This window comes from Pseudomonas sp. UMAB-08, from assembly GCF_900095225.1.
Taxonomy (GTDB): domain Bacteria; phylum Pseudomonadota; class Gammaproteobacteria; order Pseudomonadales; family Pseudomonadaceae; genus Aquipseudomonas.
This window is the reverse complement of record NZ_LT607414.1, coordinates 199,272-218,116: the sequence shown is the minus strand read 5'-3', so window position 1 is coordinate 218,116 and position 18,845 is coordinate 199,272. Positions and strand designations below refer to the sequence as shown.

Annotated in this window: 18 protein-coding genes; 4 read left to right on the top strand and 14 right to left on the bottom strand. The window is 59.2% G+C overall.

Annotation, left to right across the window (positions count from 1 at the left end):
- The 14 genes from K0F75_RS00985 to K0F75_RS00920 form a co-directional block, all read right to left on the bottom strand.
- The coding region (locus tag K0F75_RS00985; RefSeq protein ID WP_219059899.1) for an aldehyde dehydrogenase family protein at window positions 1–345 on the bottom strand (345 nt) is incomplete at its 3' end.
- Complete coding sequence (locus K0F75_RS00980; RefSeq protein ID WP_219059898.1) at window positions 342–1,175, bottom strand: alpha/beta fold hydrolase; 834 nt, start codon at window positions 1,173–1,175, stop codon at window positions 342–344. The genes K0F75_RS00985 and K0F75_RS00980, both read right to left, overlap by 4 nt.
- Before the next feature lie 25 nt (window positions 1,176–1,200).
- A complete protein-coding gene (locus K0F75_RS00975) occupies window positions 1,201–1,791 on the bottom strand; it encodes an amino acid synthesis family protein (protein WP_219059897.1) in 591 nt (196 codons plus the stop codon).
- A 342-nt stretch (window positions 1,792–2,133) separates the two neighbouring features.
- On the bottom strand, window positions 2,134–3,459 hold the full coding sequence (gene yegQ / locus K0F75_RS00970) for a tRNA 5-hydroxyuridine modification protein YegQ (RefSeq protein ID WP_219059896.1): 1,326 nt from the start codon (window positions 3,457–3,459) through the stop codon (window positions 2,134–2,136).
- 143 nt (window positions 3,460–3,602) lie between these two features.
- Window positions 3,603–4,388, bottom strand: coding sequence for an IclR family transcriptional regulator (locus K0F75_RS00965; RefSeq protein ID WP_219059895.1), 786 nt, complete (start codon window positions 4,386–4,388; stop codon window positions 3,603–3,605).
- Between the two features lie 167 nt (window positions 4,389–4,555).
- Entirely contained in the window at window positions 4,556–5,239 is a 684-nt protein-coding gene (locus K0F75_RS00960) for a sarcosine oxidase subunit gamma (protein ID WP_219059894.1), read from the bottom strand.
- 2 nt (window positions 5,240–5,241) lie between these two features.
- The gene (locus K0F75_RS00955) at window positions 5,242–8,181 is read right to left on the bottom strand and encodes a 2Fe-2S iron-sulfur cluster-binding protein (RefSeq protein WP_257604219.1); all 2,940 of its coding nucleotides are present in this window, start codon (window positions 8,179–8,181) and stop codon (window positions 5,242–5,244) included.
- Window positions 8,168–8,473 (bottom strand): sarcosine oxidase subunit delta, encoded by a 306-nt coding sequence (locus K0F75_RS00950; RefSeq protein ID WP_219059893.1) that lies wholly within the window; start codon window positions 8,471–8,473, stop codon window positions 8,168–8,170. Before K0F75_RS00950 ends, K0F75_RS00955 begins: the two co-directional genes overlap by 14 nt.
- A gap of 12 nt (window positions 8,474–8,485) precedes the next feature.
- The gene (locus K0F75_RS00945; RefSeq protein ID WP_219059892.1) at window positions 8,486–9,727 is read right to left on the bottom strand and encodes an FAD-dependent oxidoreductase; all 1,242 of its coding nucleotides are present in this window, start codon (window positions 9,725–9,727) and stop codon (window positions 8,486–8,488) included.
- Window positions 9,727–10,647 (bottom strand): bifunctional methylenetetrahydrofolate dehydrogenase/methenyltetrahydrofolate cyclohydrolase FolD, encoded by a 921-nt coding sequence (gene folD, locus K0F75_RS00940; protein WP_219059891.1) that lies wholly within the window; start codon window positions 10,645–10,647, stop codon window positions 9,727–9,729. The genes K0F75_RS00945 and folD overlap by 1 nt, the downstream gene beginning before the upstream one ends.
- Window positions 10,644–11,510 (bottom strand): formyltetrahydrofolate deformylase, encoded by an 867-nt coding sequence (gene purU / locus K0F75_RS00935; RefSeq protein ID WP_219059890.1) that lies wholly within the window; start codon window positions 11,508–11,510, stop codon window positions 10,644–10,646. Before purU ends, folD begins: the two co-directional genes overlap by 4 nt.
- Before the next feature lie 280 nt (window positions 11,511–11,790).
- Window positions 11,791–13,005: a type II toxin-antitoxin system HipA family toxin gene (locus K0F75_RS00930; protein ID WP_219059889.1), complete on the bottom strand. Its 1,215-nt coding sequence runs from the start codon at window positions 13,003–13,005 to the stop codon at window positions 11,791–11,793.
- A complete protein-coding gene (locus K0F75_RS00925; protein ID WP_219059888.1) occupies window positions 13,005–13,328 on the bottom strand; it encodes a transcriptional regulator in 324 nt (107 codons plus the stop codon). Before K0F75_RS00925 ends, K0F75_RS00930 begins: the two co-directional genes overlap by 1 nt.
- A 104-nt stretch (window positions 13,329–13,432) precedes the next feature.
- On the bottom strand, window positions 13,433–14,026 hold the full coding sequence (locus K0F75_RS00920) for a helix-turn-helix domain-containing protein (RefSeq protein WP_219060328.1): 594 nt from the start codon (window positions 14,024–14,026) through the stop codon (window positions 13,433–13,435).
- 378 nt (window positions 14,027–14,404) lie between these two features.
- Here K0F75_RS00920 and glnT point away from each other — a divergent pair, with 378 nt between their 5' ends.
- The 4 genes from glnT (at window position 14,405) to K0F75_RS00900 (ending at window position 18,777) form a co-directional block, all read left to right on the top strand.
- Window positions 14,405–15,739 (top strand): type III glutamate--ammonia ligase, encoded by a 1,335-nt coding sequence (gene glnT / locus K0F75_RS00915; RefSeq protein ID WP_219059887.1) that lies wholly within the window; start codon window positions 14,405–14,407, stop codon window positions 15,737–15,739.
- 93 nt (window positions 15,740–15,832) lie between these two features.
- Entirely contained in the window at window positions 15,833–16,738 is a 906-nt protein-coding gene (locus K0F75_RS00910) for a glutamine amidotransferase family protein (RefSeq protein WP_219059886.1), read from the top strand.
- A gap of 10 nt (window positions 16,739–16,748) precedes the next feature.
- Window positions 16,749–17,432 (top strand): protein glxC, encoded by a 684-nt coding sequence (locus tag K0F75_RS00905; RefSeq protein WP_219059885.1) that lies wholly within the window; start codon window positions 16,749–16,751, stop codon window positions 17,430–17,432.
- Window positions 17,433–17,454: 22 nt separating this feature from the next.
- A complete protein-coding gene (locus tag K0F75_RS00900; RefSeq protein ID WP_219059884.1) occupies window positions 17,455–18,777 on the top strand; it encodes an FMN-binding glutamate synthase family protein in 1,323 nt (440 codons plus the stop codon).
- The last annotated feature ends 68 nt before the right edge of the window (window positions 18,778–18,845 follow it).

Below are 18,845 nucleotides of genomic sequence, written 5' to 3'. Positions count from 1 at the left end.
GTAGTGAAAAAACTCGGGCAAGTAATTGACCTGACCCCGGGTCTCGCGGATCAGCTTGCCGTTGTCGCGGCTTTCCAATTGCGCCAGTTGTTCTTTGTTTTCGGCGATCAGATCGCCAAGACGGCGCAGCAGTTTGCCGCGAGCGGTGGCGGTAAGACCGCGCCATGCTGGACTTTCGAATGCCTTTTGCGCCGCCTGGACGGCGCGCTCGACATCGGCTTCGTCTGCATCGGGCAGCTCGGCCCAGGCTTGGGCCAGTGCCGGGTTGAAGCTTTCGAAGGTCTTGCCGGAGAGGGCATCGACCCATTGGCCGTCGATGCACATTTGGAAGCGTGCGAGCGTCATGCAACGTTCCCCTTTGTTGGGTGTTGTCGGGTTTGCGCGGAGGCGAGAAAGTCCAGCAGCACCTGGTTGACCAGTCGCGGCGACTCCACCAGCATCATATGCCGTTGCTCGTCGAGGACAGCAACTTGCGCGCCAGGGATCCGCTCAGCCAATTGTCGGGCCATCTCCGGTGTCGAACCGGGGTCCAGCGCGCCGGTGGCGATCAGGGTCGGCACCTGGATGTTGCCCAGGTCTTCTGCGCGGTACATGTCTTGGGTGGCGAACAACTCATAGGTGGTCAGATAGCCCTGTGGGTCATTACCGGCCAGCGTCTGGCGGATCGCGGCAATCTGCCCGGGATTAGCGGCCTGGTATTCACGACTGAACCAGCGTGACAGCGCCGCCTCGGCATTCGCATCAGGGCCATGTTCGGCGGCTTGAGTCGTCCGCTCGTTGACCCCGGCACGCTGTTCGGCGCTGCGGTTGAATACGCTGTTGAGCACCACCAGCCCGAGCATGTGCTCTGGATAGTGCAAGGCGAACGCGCGAGCGACCAATCCACCCATGGAGAAACCAATCACCGTGGCTTGTGGCAGCTGCAAATGGTCGAGCAATTCCAGTAGCTGATCGGCGTAGCCAAGCAACCCGGTGCCCGGTTCCGGGCGCGGGCTGGCGCCGTGCCCCAGCATGTCATAGGCAATCACGCGGTAGTGCGGAGCGAGACCAACGATCTGGCCGCCCCACATCTCTTTATTCAGGCCCACGCCATGGATCAGTACCACGGGTTGGCCTTGGCCGGTCGCCAGATAACTGGTGCCGGCCGGGGTACGTTCAGCGGTGAGCCGAATCATGGATCGCTCCTGCAAATCTTATGGGTTACTGGGCTTTCTCTGCGGCCAGTTCTTCCAGATCGATGTAACGATTGCCGATGCGTGGGTGCAGACGACCCCCGTTGGCACAACCGAGAACAACCACGATCTCATCCGCGCGCGGGGCGTCTTCGATCTGCATTTCCAGGGTGATGTAGTGCGAACGCAGGCCTTCGTCATCCTTATGCATCATCGGTATCTGAATCGACGTGCCTGGGCCACCGCGCTTGTTGGTGAAGCTCAAGTAGCTTTTTGCGTTGACTGCTTCACGGTAATGGTTGCCGAAACGCAGGGTGTGGATCACCGCAGAAGCGTGCTCGATTTCGCCATCGGCGCCGACCACGGCCGCTTTGCCGTAGGCTTCGATCTTGTCCGCACCGCCGATGGTGGCAATCAGACGCTCGACCATCAGTGCGCCCAGATCGGAGCAGTTGGCCCGAATTTCCGGCTTCAAATCTTCAACAAAACCACGACCCAACCATGGGTTTTTGATGACAACAGCCAAGCCAACCATGGTCACTGGGGTATCTGTGGCTTTGCCGCCCTCGATGAAGGTTTCTTCGATGTAGCTGACGATTTTGCGAATTTCAAAACTCATGAGCGGCTCCAGAAAAGAGGGAGGGGGAATGCATCGCTGTATGATGGTATACCATAATATTGCGTATGCAAGCCCCAGCTGCATGTTCATGAAAGGGGAAGACGACGGAAGGTAGGGACGTGAAGCGTTGGCCGGTTAAGGATAGGTATTGCGGGGCGGGGGGGGCTGCGGTAGTGTTTGCGCTTAAGCGCGAGGGAGTCGCCGCCTCACAGGGCGGCGCGGAGGACATTACCGTCTAGCAGTTCTGGCGTGCGCACTACTAAAAGGACGCCGGGCACCCCTGGTTTCGCGGGAGGGTTGCCCGGACCTTGGGTGCACCAGCAATGGGGGATTCGGGTGACTTCAGCTCACACTCACATCCCGCATCAACAACCCGAAACGCAAATCCAGCGCATCCGGTATCGGCAAATACACCGTATGCCCATCCCCGGGTGCGACCTCGATCGGCTCGCCTTTGACGTTCTGCAACTGATGCAGATCGAAGTGGAAGTTGCCCTTGGGCGTCATCAGCTCCATGTGATCGCCCAGACCAAAGCGATTCTTGACCTTTACTTCGGCCAATTGGTCACGCCGTTCGCCGGTCAACTCGCCAACAAATTGCTGTCGCTCAGAAACCGAGCTGCCGTTCTGGTAGTTCTGGTATTCATCATGCACATGTCGCCGCAGGAAACCTTCGGTGTAGCCGCGCTGGGCCAGGGATTCCAGATCGGTCATCAGGCTACGGTCGAACTCTCGGCCAGCCACCGCATCGTCGATCGCCTGGCGATAGACCTGAGTGGTCCGCGCGCAATAGAAGTGGGATTTGGTCCGGCCTTCGATCTTCAGTGAGTGCACGCCCATCTGCGTCAGGCGCCCGACATGCTGTACGGCGCGCAAGTCTTTGGAGTTCATGATGTAGGTGCCGTGCTCGTCCTCGAAGGCCGGCATCAGCTCGTCCGGTCGATTGGCTTCCTGCAACAGGAACACCTGATCGGTCGGCGCGCCGGTACCCAAAGTCGGTTCGGGCTGGAAGGTCTGAACGATCTCGCCGAGCTGATTTTCCGTGGCCTCCTGAGCCGTGTATTTCCAGCGGCAGGCATTGGTGCAGCTACCTTGGTTGGCATCGCGCTTGTTCATGTAGCCCGACAGCAAGCAGCGGCCGGAGTAGGCCATGCACAGCGCGCCGTGGACGAATACTTCCAGCTCCATGGCGGGTACTTGCTGGCGAATTTCAGCGATTTCTTCCAGGGACAGTTCCCGGGACAGAATGATCCGGCTCACGCCCTGTTGCTGCCAGAACTCGACACTGGCCCAGTTCACCGTATTGGCCTGCACCGACAGGTGGATCGGCATCTGCGGGAAGTGTCGGCGTACCAGCATGATCAGGCCCGGATCGGACATGATCAGTGCGTCCGGGGCCATGGCAATCACCGGCTCCAGGTCTTTCAGGAACGTCTTGAGCTTGGCGTTGTGCGGCGCGATGTTCACCACCACGTAGAAGCGCTTGCCCTGGGCCTGGGCTTCTTGAATGCCGAGGGCCAGGTTGGCGTGATCGAATTCGTTGTTGCGCACCCGCAAGCTGTAGCGCGGTTGGCCGGCGTATACCGCATCGGCGCCGTAGGCGAAGGCATAACGCATGTTTTTCAGGGTGCCGGCGGGGGCGAGCAATTCCGGGGTCGAGAGGGTCATGGCAGTGTCGGTCGCAAAAACCGCCGAGGGTAATCGGCTTGCCCGCGGGGTTTATTGATCTGGATCTATGCTTGGTGAACAAACGGATGGCACTACAAACTGCTGTTGGTATAGAGCAGGTTGCAAAGAGCCTGCTCTAAGCGTCAGGCGTTGAAGCCCATTTCGGCAGAGATCAGGCGGGCGCTGTCCAGCAGCATGTTCTTGAAGCGTTCACGATTTTCAGGGTTGTCCATGATCGCGTCTGGTCCGGACAGGTTGATGGCCGCGACCACGGTGCCCCGATGATCACGAATGCCGGAGGCAATAGCGGTGGAGTAGTCGGAGCGGTGCAGCACCCAGCCCAGTTGCCGGTCCTGCTCGGCGATTTGTTGCAGCTCGGGCAAGGTTTTGGGCGCGGGTGCCGGGTAATCGTCCAGGCGTACGTGCTGATACAGGCTAATCAACGTGGCTTCGCTCAAATCGCTGAGCAGCACCCGACCCATTGCCGTGCAGTGACAGGCAATACGCGTCCCGATGGGCACGTTGACCGACAACCGTTGGGACGCGAATGCGCGGTAGATATAGACGCTGTCGGTCTGCTCGCGCACGGCCAGGTGGCACGACAGCGAGCTGCGATCGCGAAGGGTGTTGAGGTAGGGGATCGCAACGTCCACCAGGTCGCGGCTGGCCAGGTAGGTGAAGCCATTGGCGATTACCTGCGGACCCAGTTCATAGGTGTTCTTCGCGACTTTTTTCAGGTAGCCCATGCCATTAAGCGTCTGCACGATGCGGTAGATCGACGACACGCTGACCCCCAGGCGTTCGGCGATGTCGTTCATGCCCAGCACCCGTTCGGTGCTGCTGAACAGCTGCAAAATCCACAGCCCGCGCTGTAACGCCGGAACACGGTAATCGCTGTCGATGGTAGGTTCTTCAATGCTGTTGTTCATAAGGTTGTCAATTCCTGCTCATTTCCAGGGCATCACCGCAGACTTCTTGTAGGAGCGCGCTTGCCCGCGATGGACCGCGAAGTGGTCCCGAAAATGCCGAGCACAACTTTACTGCCAGAATCGTGTTCCGCAGCCCCTCGCGTGCAGTCGCGCGCCTACACAATGTCCTATGCCAACAACGCATCCACCCCAACAGGCTTGCCACCAAACTCCTGCATGGCATCCAGTAACGCGCCCCACAAATATTGCGCCGAAGCCCGATCACACAGGATGTGAAACAGTGGCAAGTCCGGTTGCGAGCCGTTGATGATGATTGCGCTCATCCGCGCCACTGAGGTTTGCGCCACGTCGCCCGGGGCGAATGCCTGTTGGCGCAGATCGACGCCGCAGACCTTGGCCATCACTGAGCTGATGTGTTCACCGGTCAGCACCAGCCACGCGTGACTGTCCTGACGTGGCAGCAAATAGCAGCCCTTTTCGGATAACTGCCACTGGTCTTCGAGCTTCTGCAAGCGTGCACCGGCATCCTGAAAACTGCCCAGCAGGAAATACTCGGTCTGCGAAAGGCGGGCGACATTGCTGCCATCGCCCTGCACCACACAGCGGTTGGGTGCGGTCGGCAGATCGAATTGCTCCGCGTGTAGATGCGCAGCGGCATCGACCCCACGAAAGCCGACCCGCGCCAGATTGCTCAGATCAAGCAGGGCGCAGCGGCCCAGTTGTGCGGTTTCGTCCTGCTCGGCATAACGGCTGACGATCAGGCTGTCACCCAGCCGTGCCAGTCGGGCGGTGGCCTGCAGCGTATACAGAGGGCTGCGCTCGCGAAAATCTTTGGCGTTAAGAGTGACCATGCTTACAACTCCTGGCGTTTGCTGTCGACATCGAAGAACGGCAGTTTGACCACCGTGGCCTGTACCACTTCACCGCCTTCCACCCGAATCGGAATCTGCTGGCCGGGGACGCTTTGATCGACGGCGGCATACGCCAGGCCGATGATCATGCCCAGTGTCGGCGAGTATTCGCAGGAGGTGACGTTGCCGCTGATGTCCGGTCCTTTGAGCACCAGATGACCTTCCAGTGGCTGGCTGCTGCCTTTGGGCAGGCTGAAACCGACCAGTTTGCGCTTGAGCGGCTGGGCTTCGAGGATGTCCACGGAGCGGCGCCCGACAAAAAACGGTTTCTTGCGGGAGATGGCCCAGCCCATGTCGATCTCTGCCGGATGGGTCATGCCATCGGTGTCCTGGCTGATGATCACATGGCCCTTTTCCAGGCGCAGCAAACGTTGGGCTTCGACGCCGAACGGGCGAATGCCATGTGCCTGACCCGCGTCCATCAACGCGTCCCACAGGTATTCGGCATAACGTGCCTGCACATGGATTTCATAACCCAGCTCGCCGACGAAACCGACGCGCATGACCCGCGCCGCGATCCCGGCAACGGTGCCCTGACGCACGCCCAAATACGGAAAGGCGTCAGGCGACAGGTCGATGTCGACGCAGAGCTTTTCCAGCACTTCGCGCGAGTCGGGTCCGGCCAGGTTGACGGCTGCAATGGCGGCAGTGACGTTGGCGATATCGACGTTCAGACGCCATTGCACGTTCCACTTGAGCATCGCCTGATAGATCCGGTCGACGCCGCTGGTGGTGGCCGTGACATAAAAATGCTGATCGGCCAGTCGCGCACAGACGCCGTCGTCGATCACTACCCCGTGTTCGTTGGTCATCAGCGCATACCGAGTGCGGCCGATGGGTTGTTTGGCAAAGGCGAAGGTGTACATCCGCTCCAGCAGTTCGGCGGCGTCCGGGCCACGAATATCCAGGCCGCCAAGGGTCGAGACATCGATCAGCCCGACGCCTTGGCGCACATGAAGGGCTTCTTCCTGCATGCAGCGTTCGCGCGTCGCTGGCTGACCTTTTTCATCCTTGAAAGCGTAATAGGCCGGACGTTGCCAGTTGCCTGCAGGCATCATTTTTGCGCCCGCTTGTAGGTGGCGGTTATGAATCGCGGTACGGCGAATCGGGTCAAAGCTGCGTCCGGCGATGTGCGCCAGTTTTTCCGCTTCGAAGGGCGGGCGTGCCGTGGTAACCCCGGTTTCGCTGACGGTGCGCTGGGTGCTGGCGGCAACCAGTCGCGCCGTTGGCAAGGCGGAATGACGGCCTTGGGATGGTCCCATGCCCACCGTGGAAAAGCGTTTTACCAGCTGCACGTCGCGGTATCCGTGGCGTGTAGCGTTGATGATGTCGCGGATTTGCAGGTCTTCATCGAAATCGACGAATTCCTTGCCACTTGGGTGGGGGAAGATCGGCCAGTCGAAGTTGACCCGTTGTTCCGGGCTTAGGGTCTGCTCCTGATAGTCCGCCGACAGTCCCAGTGCCGCCGCCGCTTGTGCCCCGACTTTAGCGCCATCCTTGAGTACGTTTTCCAGCAGATGACGACCGTTCACGGAGCCGGCGATGGCCAGGTTTTTTGGCAGGCCAGTGATGGCGAACTCGGCCGAAGGGTCGGCGTACGCCAACTTACCGCCTGCCTGACACGCCAGTTGATAGACCGGCATGTAACCGGCGGTCATGCACAGCAGGTCGCAATCAAGTTGCAGGCTGTCCTGGGCGACTTCGCCACGGGCAGTGATGCGCCGCACATCGACGCCGCTGATATGGCGCATGCCCTTACTGTGCAAGGCTTCATACACCGTGTGTTGCAGGTACACGGTGATGCCCAGGCGTTTGAGCTCCGCAGCCAGGCGCGCATCGTCTGCGCCGTTGCGCATGTCGACCACGGCGGCGACGTCGACACCTTGTTCCACCAGGTCCAGCGCTGTGCGATAGCCGTCATCATTGCCTGTAAGGACCACCGCGCGCTTGCCGGGTTTGACTGCATAAAGCTTCATCAGGCGCTGGGCAGCGCTGCACAGCATCACGCCGGGCAGGTCGTTGTTGCGGAAAATTACCGGCTGGTCGAAGGCGCCGGAGGCGATGATGCATTGGCTGGCGCGCACTTTGTACATGCGCTTGTCTTTGATCACCGGCAGGTAATTGTCGGTGAACCAGCCATTACAGGTGGCTTCGGTGAGAATCTGGATGTTGGCGTGCTGGCTGACTGCATCGACCAATGCCTGGCGCACTTTATCGGCCTGCGTGCCTTGTACGTCGAAGCGTGCATAGGTGAGCGCTCCGCCCAGCAGACGCTGTTGTTCGATCAGCAACACCTTGGCCCCGGCGTTGGCGGCCGTGAGTGCCGCCTGCAAACCGGCGGGACCGGCACCGACCACGGCCAGGTCGACGAACAGGTAAGCCTTGTCGTAATACTCGGGCTTGAAGTCCAGATTAAGGATGCCCAGCCCGGCTTTCTTGCGGATCAGCGGCTCCCAGATTTTCCACATGCCCTTGGGCTTGTAGAACGAACGGTAATAAAACCCTACTGGCATGAACCGTGAGAGCTTGCCCAGCAGCGCATCGCGGTCGTTGTCCAATGTGCCGCTGTAGTTTTGCCCGCTGACTTCGGCACCGGCTTGCAGCCAATGGGTGTCGGCCAGCACGTTGGGTTCATCTGGCAGTTGCACCAGGGTGTTGGCGTCTTGCCCAGCCATGGTTAACGGCCCGCGAGGGCGGTGATACTTGAACGAGCGCGAGAGCAAATAACGACCGTTGCCGAGCAGGGCGCTGGCGATGCTGTCGCCGGCAAAACCGGTATAGGCCTTGCCATCGAAGTTGAACGCCAGTGGACGTTGACGATCAATCAGCAAGCCCATGGGCAACGGCAAGCGGCTTTCAAAAGTGGAATCAGGCTGGCTCATTGCTGTGCTCCGCAGGGCTGAACTCGACGCGCTGGTTGTAGACTTCCCGGGCATCGAAGGTACGCAGGATTTCATCGGTGACGGTGTGCCGTTCGGCCAGGAACCAGTAGCTGGATGCGTTGTGCATCCACCACTCACGGACCACGCCTGCGGCGTTTTCGCTGTTGAACACGTAATGTGCCCATTGCGCATCGCTGCAGGTGGCCGGGTCTGGCATGTCCTTGAATTCGCCGCCGTAGGTGAATTCGGTGATGTTTCGCGGCCCGTTCAGCGGGCAATTCATGACTTTCATACGGTTTGCCCCTTAGTGGCTGGCCGCCGTAGCGCCCATCTCGTTGACTTGCTGGAAGGTCGAAAACCGCTCCAGACCGAAGGGCTTGATCAGGTCCGGTACCTTGCCGCCGGAGGCGACCAGTTCGGCCATGGTCTTGCCGCAGATCGGTGTGGCCTTGAATCCCCAGGTGCCCCAGCCTGCGTCGAGGTAATAGTTTTCGACCGGCGACAGGCCCATGATCGGGCTGTAATCGGGGGTCATGTCGGTGATCCCGGCCCACTGGCGCATCAGCTTGGCATTGGCCAGGAAGGGGAACATTTCGATGGCAGCGGAAATCAGGCTTTCCTTCAGGTCCAGGGTCGAGCGGGTGTTGTACAGCGGGTAGGGGTCGGAACCGCCGCCGAACACCACTTCGCCACGGCCGGTCTGCTGCACATAGCAGTGCAGGGCCGACGAACTCACCAATGGGTCGAGAAATGGCTTGAACGGTTGGGTGACCATCGCTTGCAGGGGATAGCAGACGATGGGCATTTCGATCTTGGCTTTTTTGGCCATCAAAGAACTGTGCCCGGCCACAGCCTGCACCGCGCAACCGCACTGGATCGTGCCGCGGTTGGTTTTTACGGCGGTGATCCGGCCGTTTTCGATGATCAGGTCCTGAACTTCGGTCAACTGATGGATTTCCACCCCGCGCTTCGCTGCGCCCTTGGCGTAACCCCAGGCCACGGCGTCATGACGCGCAGTGCCGCCGTCGATATGCCACAGCCCGGCCATTACCGGCAGATGACCGGGGTCAAGATTGAGGCTCGGCACCAGTTCGCGAATCTGCTGGCGGTCGAGCATTTCCGTACGGCCGCCGAAGTGCTTGTTCACTTCAGCGCGTTGGCGGAAGGCGCGTACGGTGGCGTCGGTGTGGGCCAGGGTCAGTTGGCCACGCTCGGAATACATGATGTTGAAGTCGAACTCGTTGGACAGGTCCTTGAACAGCTTCACCGACTCGCTGTAGAACTTCACACCCTCGCTGGTCAGGTAGTTGGAACGAATCACCGCCGTGTTACGTGCGGTATTGCCGCCGCCCAGATAGGACTTTTCCAACACCGCGACATTGGTGATGCCGTGGTACTTGGCCAGGTAATAGGCAATTGCCACACCGTGACCACCGCCGCCGATGATGACTACATCGTAAGAGGACTTGAGTTCTTTCGGCGGCGGCAGGTCCATTTCTGCCGTGTACTCGGCAGAGAGGCCATATTTCAAGAGATTGAATGGCATCATGCCTCCTGAGGTGAAGTGTGAGTGGCCGCAGGCTCAGCGGCGCGCAGCAACTGCCTGCGCGTGGCGATCACGGTGTTTTTCAGCAGAAAGGCGATGGTCATCGGTCCGACACCGCCGGGAACCGGGGTAATGGCGCTGGCAACGGTACGGGCGCTGGCGTAATCGACGTCACCCACCAGTCGGCTGCCCTGTTCGGTGTCGATGCGATTGATCCCGACATCGATCACCACCGCGCCGGGCTTGAGCCAGCTGGCGTCGATCATCTGCGGGCGACCGACGGCAGCCACTACGATGTCTGCCAGGCGGCACAGCGCGGCGGCGTCGACGCTGCGCGAGTGCACCACGGTGACCGAGCAATTGGCTTGCAGCAGCAGGGTGGACATGGGTTTGCCGACGATGTTCGAGCGGCCGATGACCACCGCATGCTTACCAGTCAGGTCGCCGCACGTGTCGTGCAATAGGCGCATGCAGCCGCTAGGGGTGCAGGGCGTCAACACGTCTTGGCCCTGGACCAGCCCGCCGACGTTTTGCCGATGGAAACCGTCGACATCTTTGGCCGGGTCGATGGCTTGAATGACCGCACCTTCGTCAATGTGCGCAGGTACCGGCAGTTGCACCAGAATGCCATTGACCTCAGGGTCGGCATTCAATTCGGCGATGACTGCCAGCAATTGCGCCTGGCTGGTGGTCGCGGGCAGACGCTGCTCCAACGAGCGAATGCCGGCTTCTTTGGCGCGCAGGATCTTGTTGCGCACGTAGACCTGACTGGCCGGGTCTTCGCCCACCAACACCACGGCCAGCGTGGGCGTGACCTGTTGCAGTGCGAGTTCGCGGACGTCGGCTGCGACTTCACTGAGTACTTGGGCTGCGATGGCTTTCCCGTCGATATCGCGGGCGAGTGGAATGGGGCTGTTCATCGGAAGATCACCGTTTTTTCGCGATTAATAAACACCCTGTGTTGCAGGTGATATTTGACTGCCTTGGACAGCGCGACGGTTTCCGTATCGCGTCCGATACTCACCAGATCGTCGGCTTTGTGCGCATGATCGACACGCTGTACCTCCTGCTCGATGATCGGGCCTTCATCCAGGTCCGAGGTGACGTAATGGGCCGTGGCACCGATCAGCTTGACCCCGCGCTGGTGGGCTTGATGGTACGGCTTGGCACCCTTGAAACCCGGAAGGAACGAGTGATGGATGTTGATCGCCCGGCCCGACAATTGCTTGCACAGGTCATCGGAGAGGATTTGCATGTAGCGCGCCAGCACCACCAGATCGGTCTGCGTCTCTTCAACGATTTTTAGCAGCGCGGCTTCCTGCTGGGACTTGGTGTCTTTGGTCACCGGCAAGTAGATGAAACGGATGCCCTCGCGCTCGGCCATTGGCCGTAGCTCCAAGTGGTTGGAGACGATGGCGGTGATCTGCATGTCCATCTCACCTTTGTGGTGGCGGTACAGCAGATCGGTGAGGCAGTGGTCGAATTTGCTGACCATGATCAGCACGCGCATCGGATTGGCGACCGTGTGCAGTTGCCAGTCCATATTCAGCGCCGTGGCCACTTCATTGAAGTCCAGACGCAGCGCATCGATGTCGCCCTTGACGCCGCTGTTGAAGCGAAACACGGCGCGCATGAAGAACTGACTGGTTTCTTCGTCGTCAAACTGGGCCAGCTCGCTGATATAGCAACGGTTGTCGGCCAGGAAAGACGTCACGGCGGCGACGATACCCGACGTCGCGGGACAGCTGATCTTTAAAATGAAGTGGTCCGGATCGGTGCTCATAACGGGTCCTCGCAGGGAGACATGCACGCTGAATGTTCATGGGTGGGGATTAAATTCAGGGATGAAGAAAAATTCCTCATGTGAATAAAATATTCCTGTGGCGCTTTTTATAGGTGAATTAAAAATCGGCGTCCAGCATTGTTTGGTTTTTTTTTGCGGGGGAGGGTGGAGAGTCGCGGGGACGCACAGTCATTTTTGCGAATGCGGCGTATCAGGTACACGGCATCAAGGGATGCACAGAGGGATGTTCGGTTACTGACTTGTTGGGGCAGGCAACGGCCTACGCTTTCATGCGCGCCGATCCGATTGCTGCGAGGCCGAGCTTCAACTCGATCCCGTTGAGGGTGCGCTCATAGTGCGCCCGCAGGTCGGGTTCCCAGCCGATCACTTCATCCAATGTCGCGGCGGCCTTGCCCGGCGTCAGCGCAAAGTGTGCGCAATGGCTCAACAAGTTGGCGCGACTGATCACCCGACCCTCGCGGCCCACGGCCATCGCGAGATTGGGCGGAGAAGACCCTTCGAGGCACGGCACGACATCGTACATGGGTGCCAGTCGCCAGCCTCCCTTAAGCCAGAGGATGGCGTGGTTCTTGGGGTGATCGTCGTCGTTACCCACCAAGGCGTTGAAGCACATTCGCTTAAACAACTCCTGGAGGTCTTGCACCGGTACGCCACGTCGACTCATCTCGTTGGCGACGGAGGCATAGACCCAGGCGCTGCGGTCGTTGGTGTGCCATTCGGCGTCGAGCAGCGTGAGTGCGCTGAGCATCGGTATACGAACGCTCATGTCAGCAGGCGGCATGCGGTCGAAGCGCTCTACCAGCAAGGTCGAGGGCTGTTCGGCATGCAGCGCGGTACGGGCGACATTCAAACCTTTCCCGGCCGCGAACGTCATGCAGGCATGTTCCAGTGCCGGAATATCGCACTGATCATAGCGGTCACGGGGTTTGACCAGAATCAGCACGCCGTGGTCTTGCAGGGTACGCTTGGGACGGGCGCCACCCAGAGAAGACCTTTGCCTGCGTAGCTTGAGGGTCTGGATCGCCTCTTCATCCAGTTGGTTATCGAATATGGCTTCGGTGGCCTGGATGAAGGGTGTGAGGCCTTTGAGCGACGGTAACGGATCTTGCCCGATACCAGCTGGCGGATGGCGCGTCTGGCCTGCCATAAGGTTGCCCGCGCGATCATTGTTCGGGGATTTCAACAGATAATCGATAGGCCCCAGTGGGTGTCGATGGATTTCTTGCAAGACCCGCTCCCCCCAGCCATCGGGCATCGCGTCGTTGATGAAGCCGGGTATTCCCTTGTTTTTGGTTATCGGGCCGAACGTTTCGCTGCGCAGCGGATAGCGAACCGGGTCGGGCACCCAGCCACGGGTGGCGACGTACTCTGGATCGTAAGTGAACTCGCCGACTCCGTTGACGACGACCAGTCGACCCAGAGAGACCACCTTGGCGGTTTCAGGATGCTCCATGTAGACGTAGGCCCTGGACATCAAAAATCATCACTCTGTGGTTTGGCCAGGCGAACCCGATGCGGTGTATGGGGATCATTGGCTTGCAGCTGCGAGGAGGACTCGATGCCGTCGAGGCTGCGAAATACTTCCTGTGTGAGGCCCAACTGCCAAAGCACCATCATGAACGAGCGTAATTCCACGAGGGGGTCGCCGCCCTCGATTTTACGTACCGTCTGCTCGGAAATTGAAAGGGACAGGGCCAGATCTTTCTGTCGAAGTCTGGACTGCAGACGCCTGCTTTTTACCAGAAGCCCTATTCTATATAGGTTGTCGGCGCATTCCAGTGGAAAAAAGCTTTTCATAAGCCGCCTTTTAGCATTGCTAAATGTAGATAAGCAGCACTATAGCACGCCTAATCATTGCGAAAGAGGCAGGGACGCTTGCTGGATACCCGAACGCCAGGCGGTCAGTCGTCGCCGTAGTTCATGATCGACAACAGATGAATCGGGACTTTCACCAACTGCTCCGGGCCATGCGGAACATCACCATCAAAGGTCAGGCTGTCGCCGGGTTTCATATGATAGAGCTGGTCGCCATGGCGGTAGACGATCTCACCTTTCAACAGGTGCAGAAACTCGGTGCCGGGATGGGAGAAGGTCGGAAACTCTTCGCTGGCATCGTCCATGGTGACCATGTAAGCCTCGAACGTCTTCTTCGGGCCGCGGGTGTGGTTGAGCAGGTGATAGGTGTGGCCTTTCTCTGTACCACGGCGCACCACCTGCATCCCTTCGCCTTTGCGCACCAGCAGGGCGCCACTGCCTTGTTGATCGTACTGACTGAACAGTTTCGACATCGGCATGCCGAGGGCATCGCACAGGCGGCTCAAGGTATCGAGGCTGGTGGAGACCTGGGCATTTTCGATCTTGCTGAGCATGCCTTGGCTGATGCCTGCCAGTTGCGCGACATCAGCAATCTTCAGCTCTTGCAATTGACGCTGTCGCTTGATTTGCATGCCCAGGTACTGCTCGAGCCTCAAGCGTGGCTCGGCCTCGGTGGAAATCACTTTGCTCATGCTTCATTTCCGGTCATGAATATAAAATTCGCACTATGAATGTGCGATGCACCCTTGTTGCTGTCCGCCGATTTACAGCGAGAGCGCTGCCAGCATGTCTGAAGTTTTCTCCACGCGACACTCATTTCCCCGGCCAAGCCTTGAAAAGCCTGCATTGCAGGATTAAAGACAACCAGGATCTCTTCGTGGGTAACCATTTTGGCAAGGCAATTGCATTCTCTTTAGGAAAGTAACTTTCTTGTTGAGAATACATGGGTCGACTTCAGGTCATGTCCAGACGAATTCTAGCACTGGGCAATCATTAACGACTGGCGCCGACCCTAGATGCAGATCCCGCTGTTTTGCCTTGCTCGAGGAGTCCAAGTGATGTTGCCACCAGAAACACAACGAATTATCGATGAGCACAAAATCAAATATGTGCTGGCTCAGTTCGTGGATATCCACGGTTCGGCCAAAACCAAATCGGTACCCGTCTCCGGACTGCAAACTGTCATCGACAGCGGCGCCGGCTTTGCAGGCTTCGCCATTTGTGGCATGGGCATGGAGCCCCATGGCCCGGACTTCATGGCCAAGGGCGACCTGAGCACCTTGACTGCCGTGCCATGGCAGCCAGGTTACGGACGCATTGTCTGCGTCGGCCACGTCAATAACGAGCCGCACCCTTACGATTCGCGTTACGTGTTAATGCGCCAGGTAGAACGCCTGAATGCACGCGGCTGGACCCTCAACACGGGCCTGGAACCTGAGTTCAGCCTGTTCCGTCGCGATGCCGAGGGCAAGCTATGCAGCGTTGATGCCAGCGATAACCTGGACAAACCCTGCTACGACTACAAGGGTCTGTCGCGTTCGCGGCAGTTTCTGGAAAACCTCACCGAAGCGCTTCAAAAAGTCGATTTCGACATCTATCAAATCGATCACGAAGACGCCAATGGTCAGTTTGAAATCAACTACACCTACAGCGACGCGCTGACCTCGGCGGATCGTTTCACCTTCTTCCGCATGGCTGCCGGCGAAGTGGCCAACGATTTGGGGATGATCTGCTCGTTCATGCCCAAGCCTGATCCGAAACGTGCGGGCAACGGCATGCACTTCCACTTGTCCATCGCCGACGCGGTGAACAAGAACCTGTTCCATGACGCCAGCGACTCGCGCGGCATGGGCCTGTCGAAAATGGCCTACCACTTTGCGGCGGGTCTTCTGGCTCACGGCCCAGCGTTGTGTGCCTTCGCCGCACCCACCGTCAATTCATACAAACGCCTTGTGGTCGGCCGCTCGCTGTCAGGCTCGACCTGGGCTCCAGCGTTCGTTGCCTACGGCTCTAACAACCGCTCGGCCATGGTTCGGGTGCCTTATGGTCGCCTTGAATTCCGCCTGCCGGACGCGGGCTGCAACCCCTATCTGGTCAGCGCCGCGATTATCGCCGCCGGCCTGGACGGCATCGACCGCAAGCTGGATGCGGGTGAGCCGTGCAATGAAAACCTGTACTCGCTGAGCCTGGAAGAAATTGCCGGTCGGGGCATCGCCACTTTGCCGCAAAGCCTCAAGGAAGCCTGTGACGCGCTGGAGGCTGATCCGCTGTTCCGCGAAACGATGGGCTCGGAAATCATTAACGAGTTCATCGAGCTCAAGCGCATGGAATGGGTCGAGTACAGCCGTCACGTCTCCGATTGGGAGATCAAGCGCTATACCGAATTTTTCTAAGCGGCTTTCGGTAAAAACACGTTTTCAACCACTCGATTTGAATCAACCCGGGGCCTTTGAATCAGGCACCGGCTGCCAAGCAGGAGAAAGTGTATGTGCGGAATCGTAGGTCTGTACTTGAAGAACCCGGCGCTGGAGTCCCAGCTCGGCAAGCTCTTCGAACCCATGCTGCTGTCGATGACCGACCGTGGCCCGGACAGCGCCGGCTTTGCCATCTATGGCGATGAAGTGGCGGATGGCTGGATCAAGCTGACATTGCAGGCGACCACAGAGAACCAGGACTGGAAGACCCTGATGGGCGAACTGGAAGGGCGCTTGGGTTGCTCCCTGGAGTGGTTCCAGAACGCTACCGCCGTGGTGTTGAAAATCAAGACGGACGAAGCGTCGGCCCGCAACGCGTTGGCCGAGCTGGCACCGACCGTGCGCATCATGAGCGCCGGGCAGAGCATCGAGATCCTCAAGGGCATGGGCTTGCCGAAAGAGATCTCCGAGCGCTTCAACCTTAAAGGCATGAAAGGCAGCCACATCATTGGCCACACCCGCATGGCCACCGAAAGTGCTGTGACCATGGAAGGCAGTCACCCGTTTTCGACCGGCGCTGACCTGTGCCTGGTGCACAACGGCTCATTGTCCAACCACTTCCGTCTGCGCCAAGAGCTCAAGCGTGAAGGGATCGTGTTCCAGACCGAAAACGACACTGAAGTCGCTGCCGGTTACCTGGCCTGGCGCCTGCAACAGGGCGACTCGCTCAAGCAAGCCTTGGACAACTCCCTGGAAAACCTCGACGGCTTTTTCACCTTTGCCATCGGCACTCGCAATGGTTTCGCGGTGATTCGTGATCCGATCGCGTGCAAGCCCGCGATTTTGGCCGAGACCGATGACTACGTCGCCATGGCTTCGGAATACCAGGCGCTGTCCAGCCTGCCGGGCATTGAGAACGCCAAGGTCTGGGAACCAGCACCTTCAACCATGTACATCTGGGAACGCCAAAGCGCCTGAGGAGCACCGTATGAAAGCTATCGATCTATCTGTCAGTGAAGTACGCGAGCTCAATCAGGGGCTGCACGATCAGGCCAAACAATTGACCGATGCGGAGTGGGTCGTGACCCATTCCGATGGTAAACACAACCTCGCGGTCGGTGTCGATCAAGAGTTGTTCATCGATATTCAAGGCCACGCCGGTTACTACTGCGCAGGCATGAACAAGAAGGCCCACATCACCGTGCACGGCAACGTCGGCACTGGCGTGGCGGAAAACATGATGTCCGGTTCGGTACGGGTCAAGGGCAGTGCCTCCCAGGCTGCTGGCGCCACCGCTCATGGCGGCTTGCTGGTGATCGAAGGCGACGCCGGTGCCCGTTGTGGCATCTCCATGAAAGGCATCGACATTGTGGTCGGCGGCAGCATTGGCCACATGAGCTGCTTCATGGGCCAGGCCGGACGCTTGGTGGTGTGCGGCGATGCAGGCGATGCCTTGGGTGATTCGCTGTACGAAACCCACATCTACGTGAAGGGGAAAGTGGAATCCCTAGGCTCGGACTGTATCGAGAAAGAGATGCGCACTGAGCACCTGGACGAACTGCAGGAGCTGCTCAATCGCGCCGGTTTCGACCACAAGGCAGCCGATTTCAAGCGCTACGGCTCAGCCCGTCAGCTTTACAACTTCAAAGTCGATAACGCATCCGCGTATTAATTCGCGTATCAAGGAGTACACCATGAGCGACAAACCCACTCCGGTCCTGCGCGAATCCGCGACCTTCGACCGTCTGACCATTCAGGAAATCCAGCGTGCCGCCGAAACCGGCATCTACGACATTCGCGGGGGCGGCACCAAGCGCAAGCTGCCGCATTTCGATGACTTGCTGCTGCTGGGCGCCAGTGTTTCCCGTTACCCGCTGGAAGGCTATCGCGAAAAGTGCGGCACTGACGTAATCCTCGGCAACCGCTTCGCCAAGAAACCGCTGCACTTGAAAATCCCGGTAACCATCGCGGGCATGAGCTTCGGTGCACTGTCGGCCAACGCCAAAGAAGCCCTGGGCCGTGGCGCGACCATCGCCGGGACCAGCACCACCACGGGTGACGGCGGCATGACCCCAGAAGAGCGCGGTCAATCCGAGCATCTGGTCTATCAGTACCTGCCATCGCGTTACGGCATGAACCCCGATGACCTGCGCAAGGCCGACGCCATCGAAATCGTCCTGGGGCAGGGCGCCAAGCCAGGCGGTGGCGGTATGTTGCTGGGGATGAAAGTCACCGAACGTGTCGCCGGTATGCGCACATTGCCTATCGGTGTCGACCAGCGCAGCGCCTGCCGTCACCCGGACTGGACCGGCCCGGACGATCTGGCGATCAAAATCGCAGAGATTCGTGAAATTACCGATTGGGAAAAACCGATCTACGTCAAAATCGGCGCCAGCCGTCCGTACTACGACGTCAAACTCGCGGTTAAAGCCGGTGCCGACGTGATCGTGCTCGACGGCATGCAAGGCGGTACCGCAGCGACTCAGGAAGTGTTCATCGAACACGTCGGCATCCCGATTCTACCGGCTATCCCGCAAGCGGTTCAGGCGTTGCAGGAAATGGGCATGCATCGCAAGGTGCAACTGATCGTCTCTGGCGGTATCCGTAACGGTGCCGACGTGGCAAAAGCCATGGCGCTTGGCGCTGATGCGGTGGCCATTGGTACTGCGGCGTTGATTGCACTGGGAGACAACCATCCGCGACTGGATGAGGAATTGCGCAAGCTCGGTTCGGCGGCGGGGTTCTATGACGACTGGCAGAACGGTCGTGATCCGGCGGGCATCACCACTCAGGACCCTGAGCTGTCGAAGCGTCTGGATCCTGTGGAGGGTGGTCGTCACTTGGCTAACTACCTGCGGGTGTTGGTCCTCGAAGCACAGACCATGGCCCGTGCCTGCGGCAAGTCACACCTGCACAACCTCGACCCCGAGGATCTGGTGGCCTTGACCGTCGAAGCCGCCGCGATGGCCCGCGTGCCGTTGGCCGGGACCTCGTGGATACCAGGCCAGCAATACTGATCCACCCGACGCCGCCCTGATGGGCGGCGTTTTCTCTAGCTGCCAACGGGCACAGATCCGTATGCACC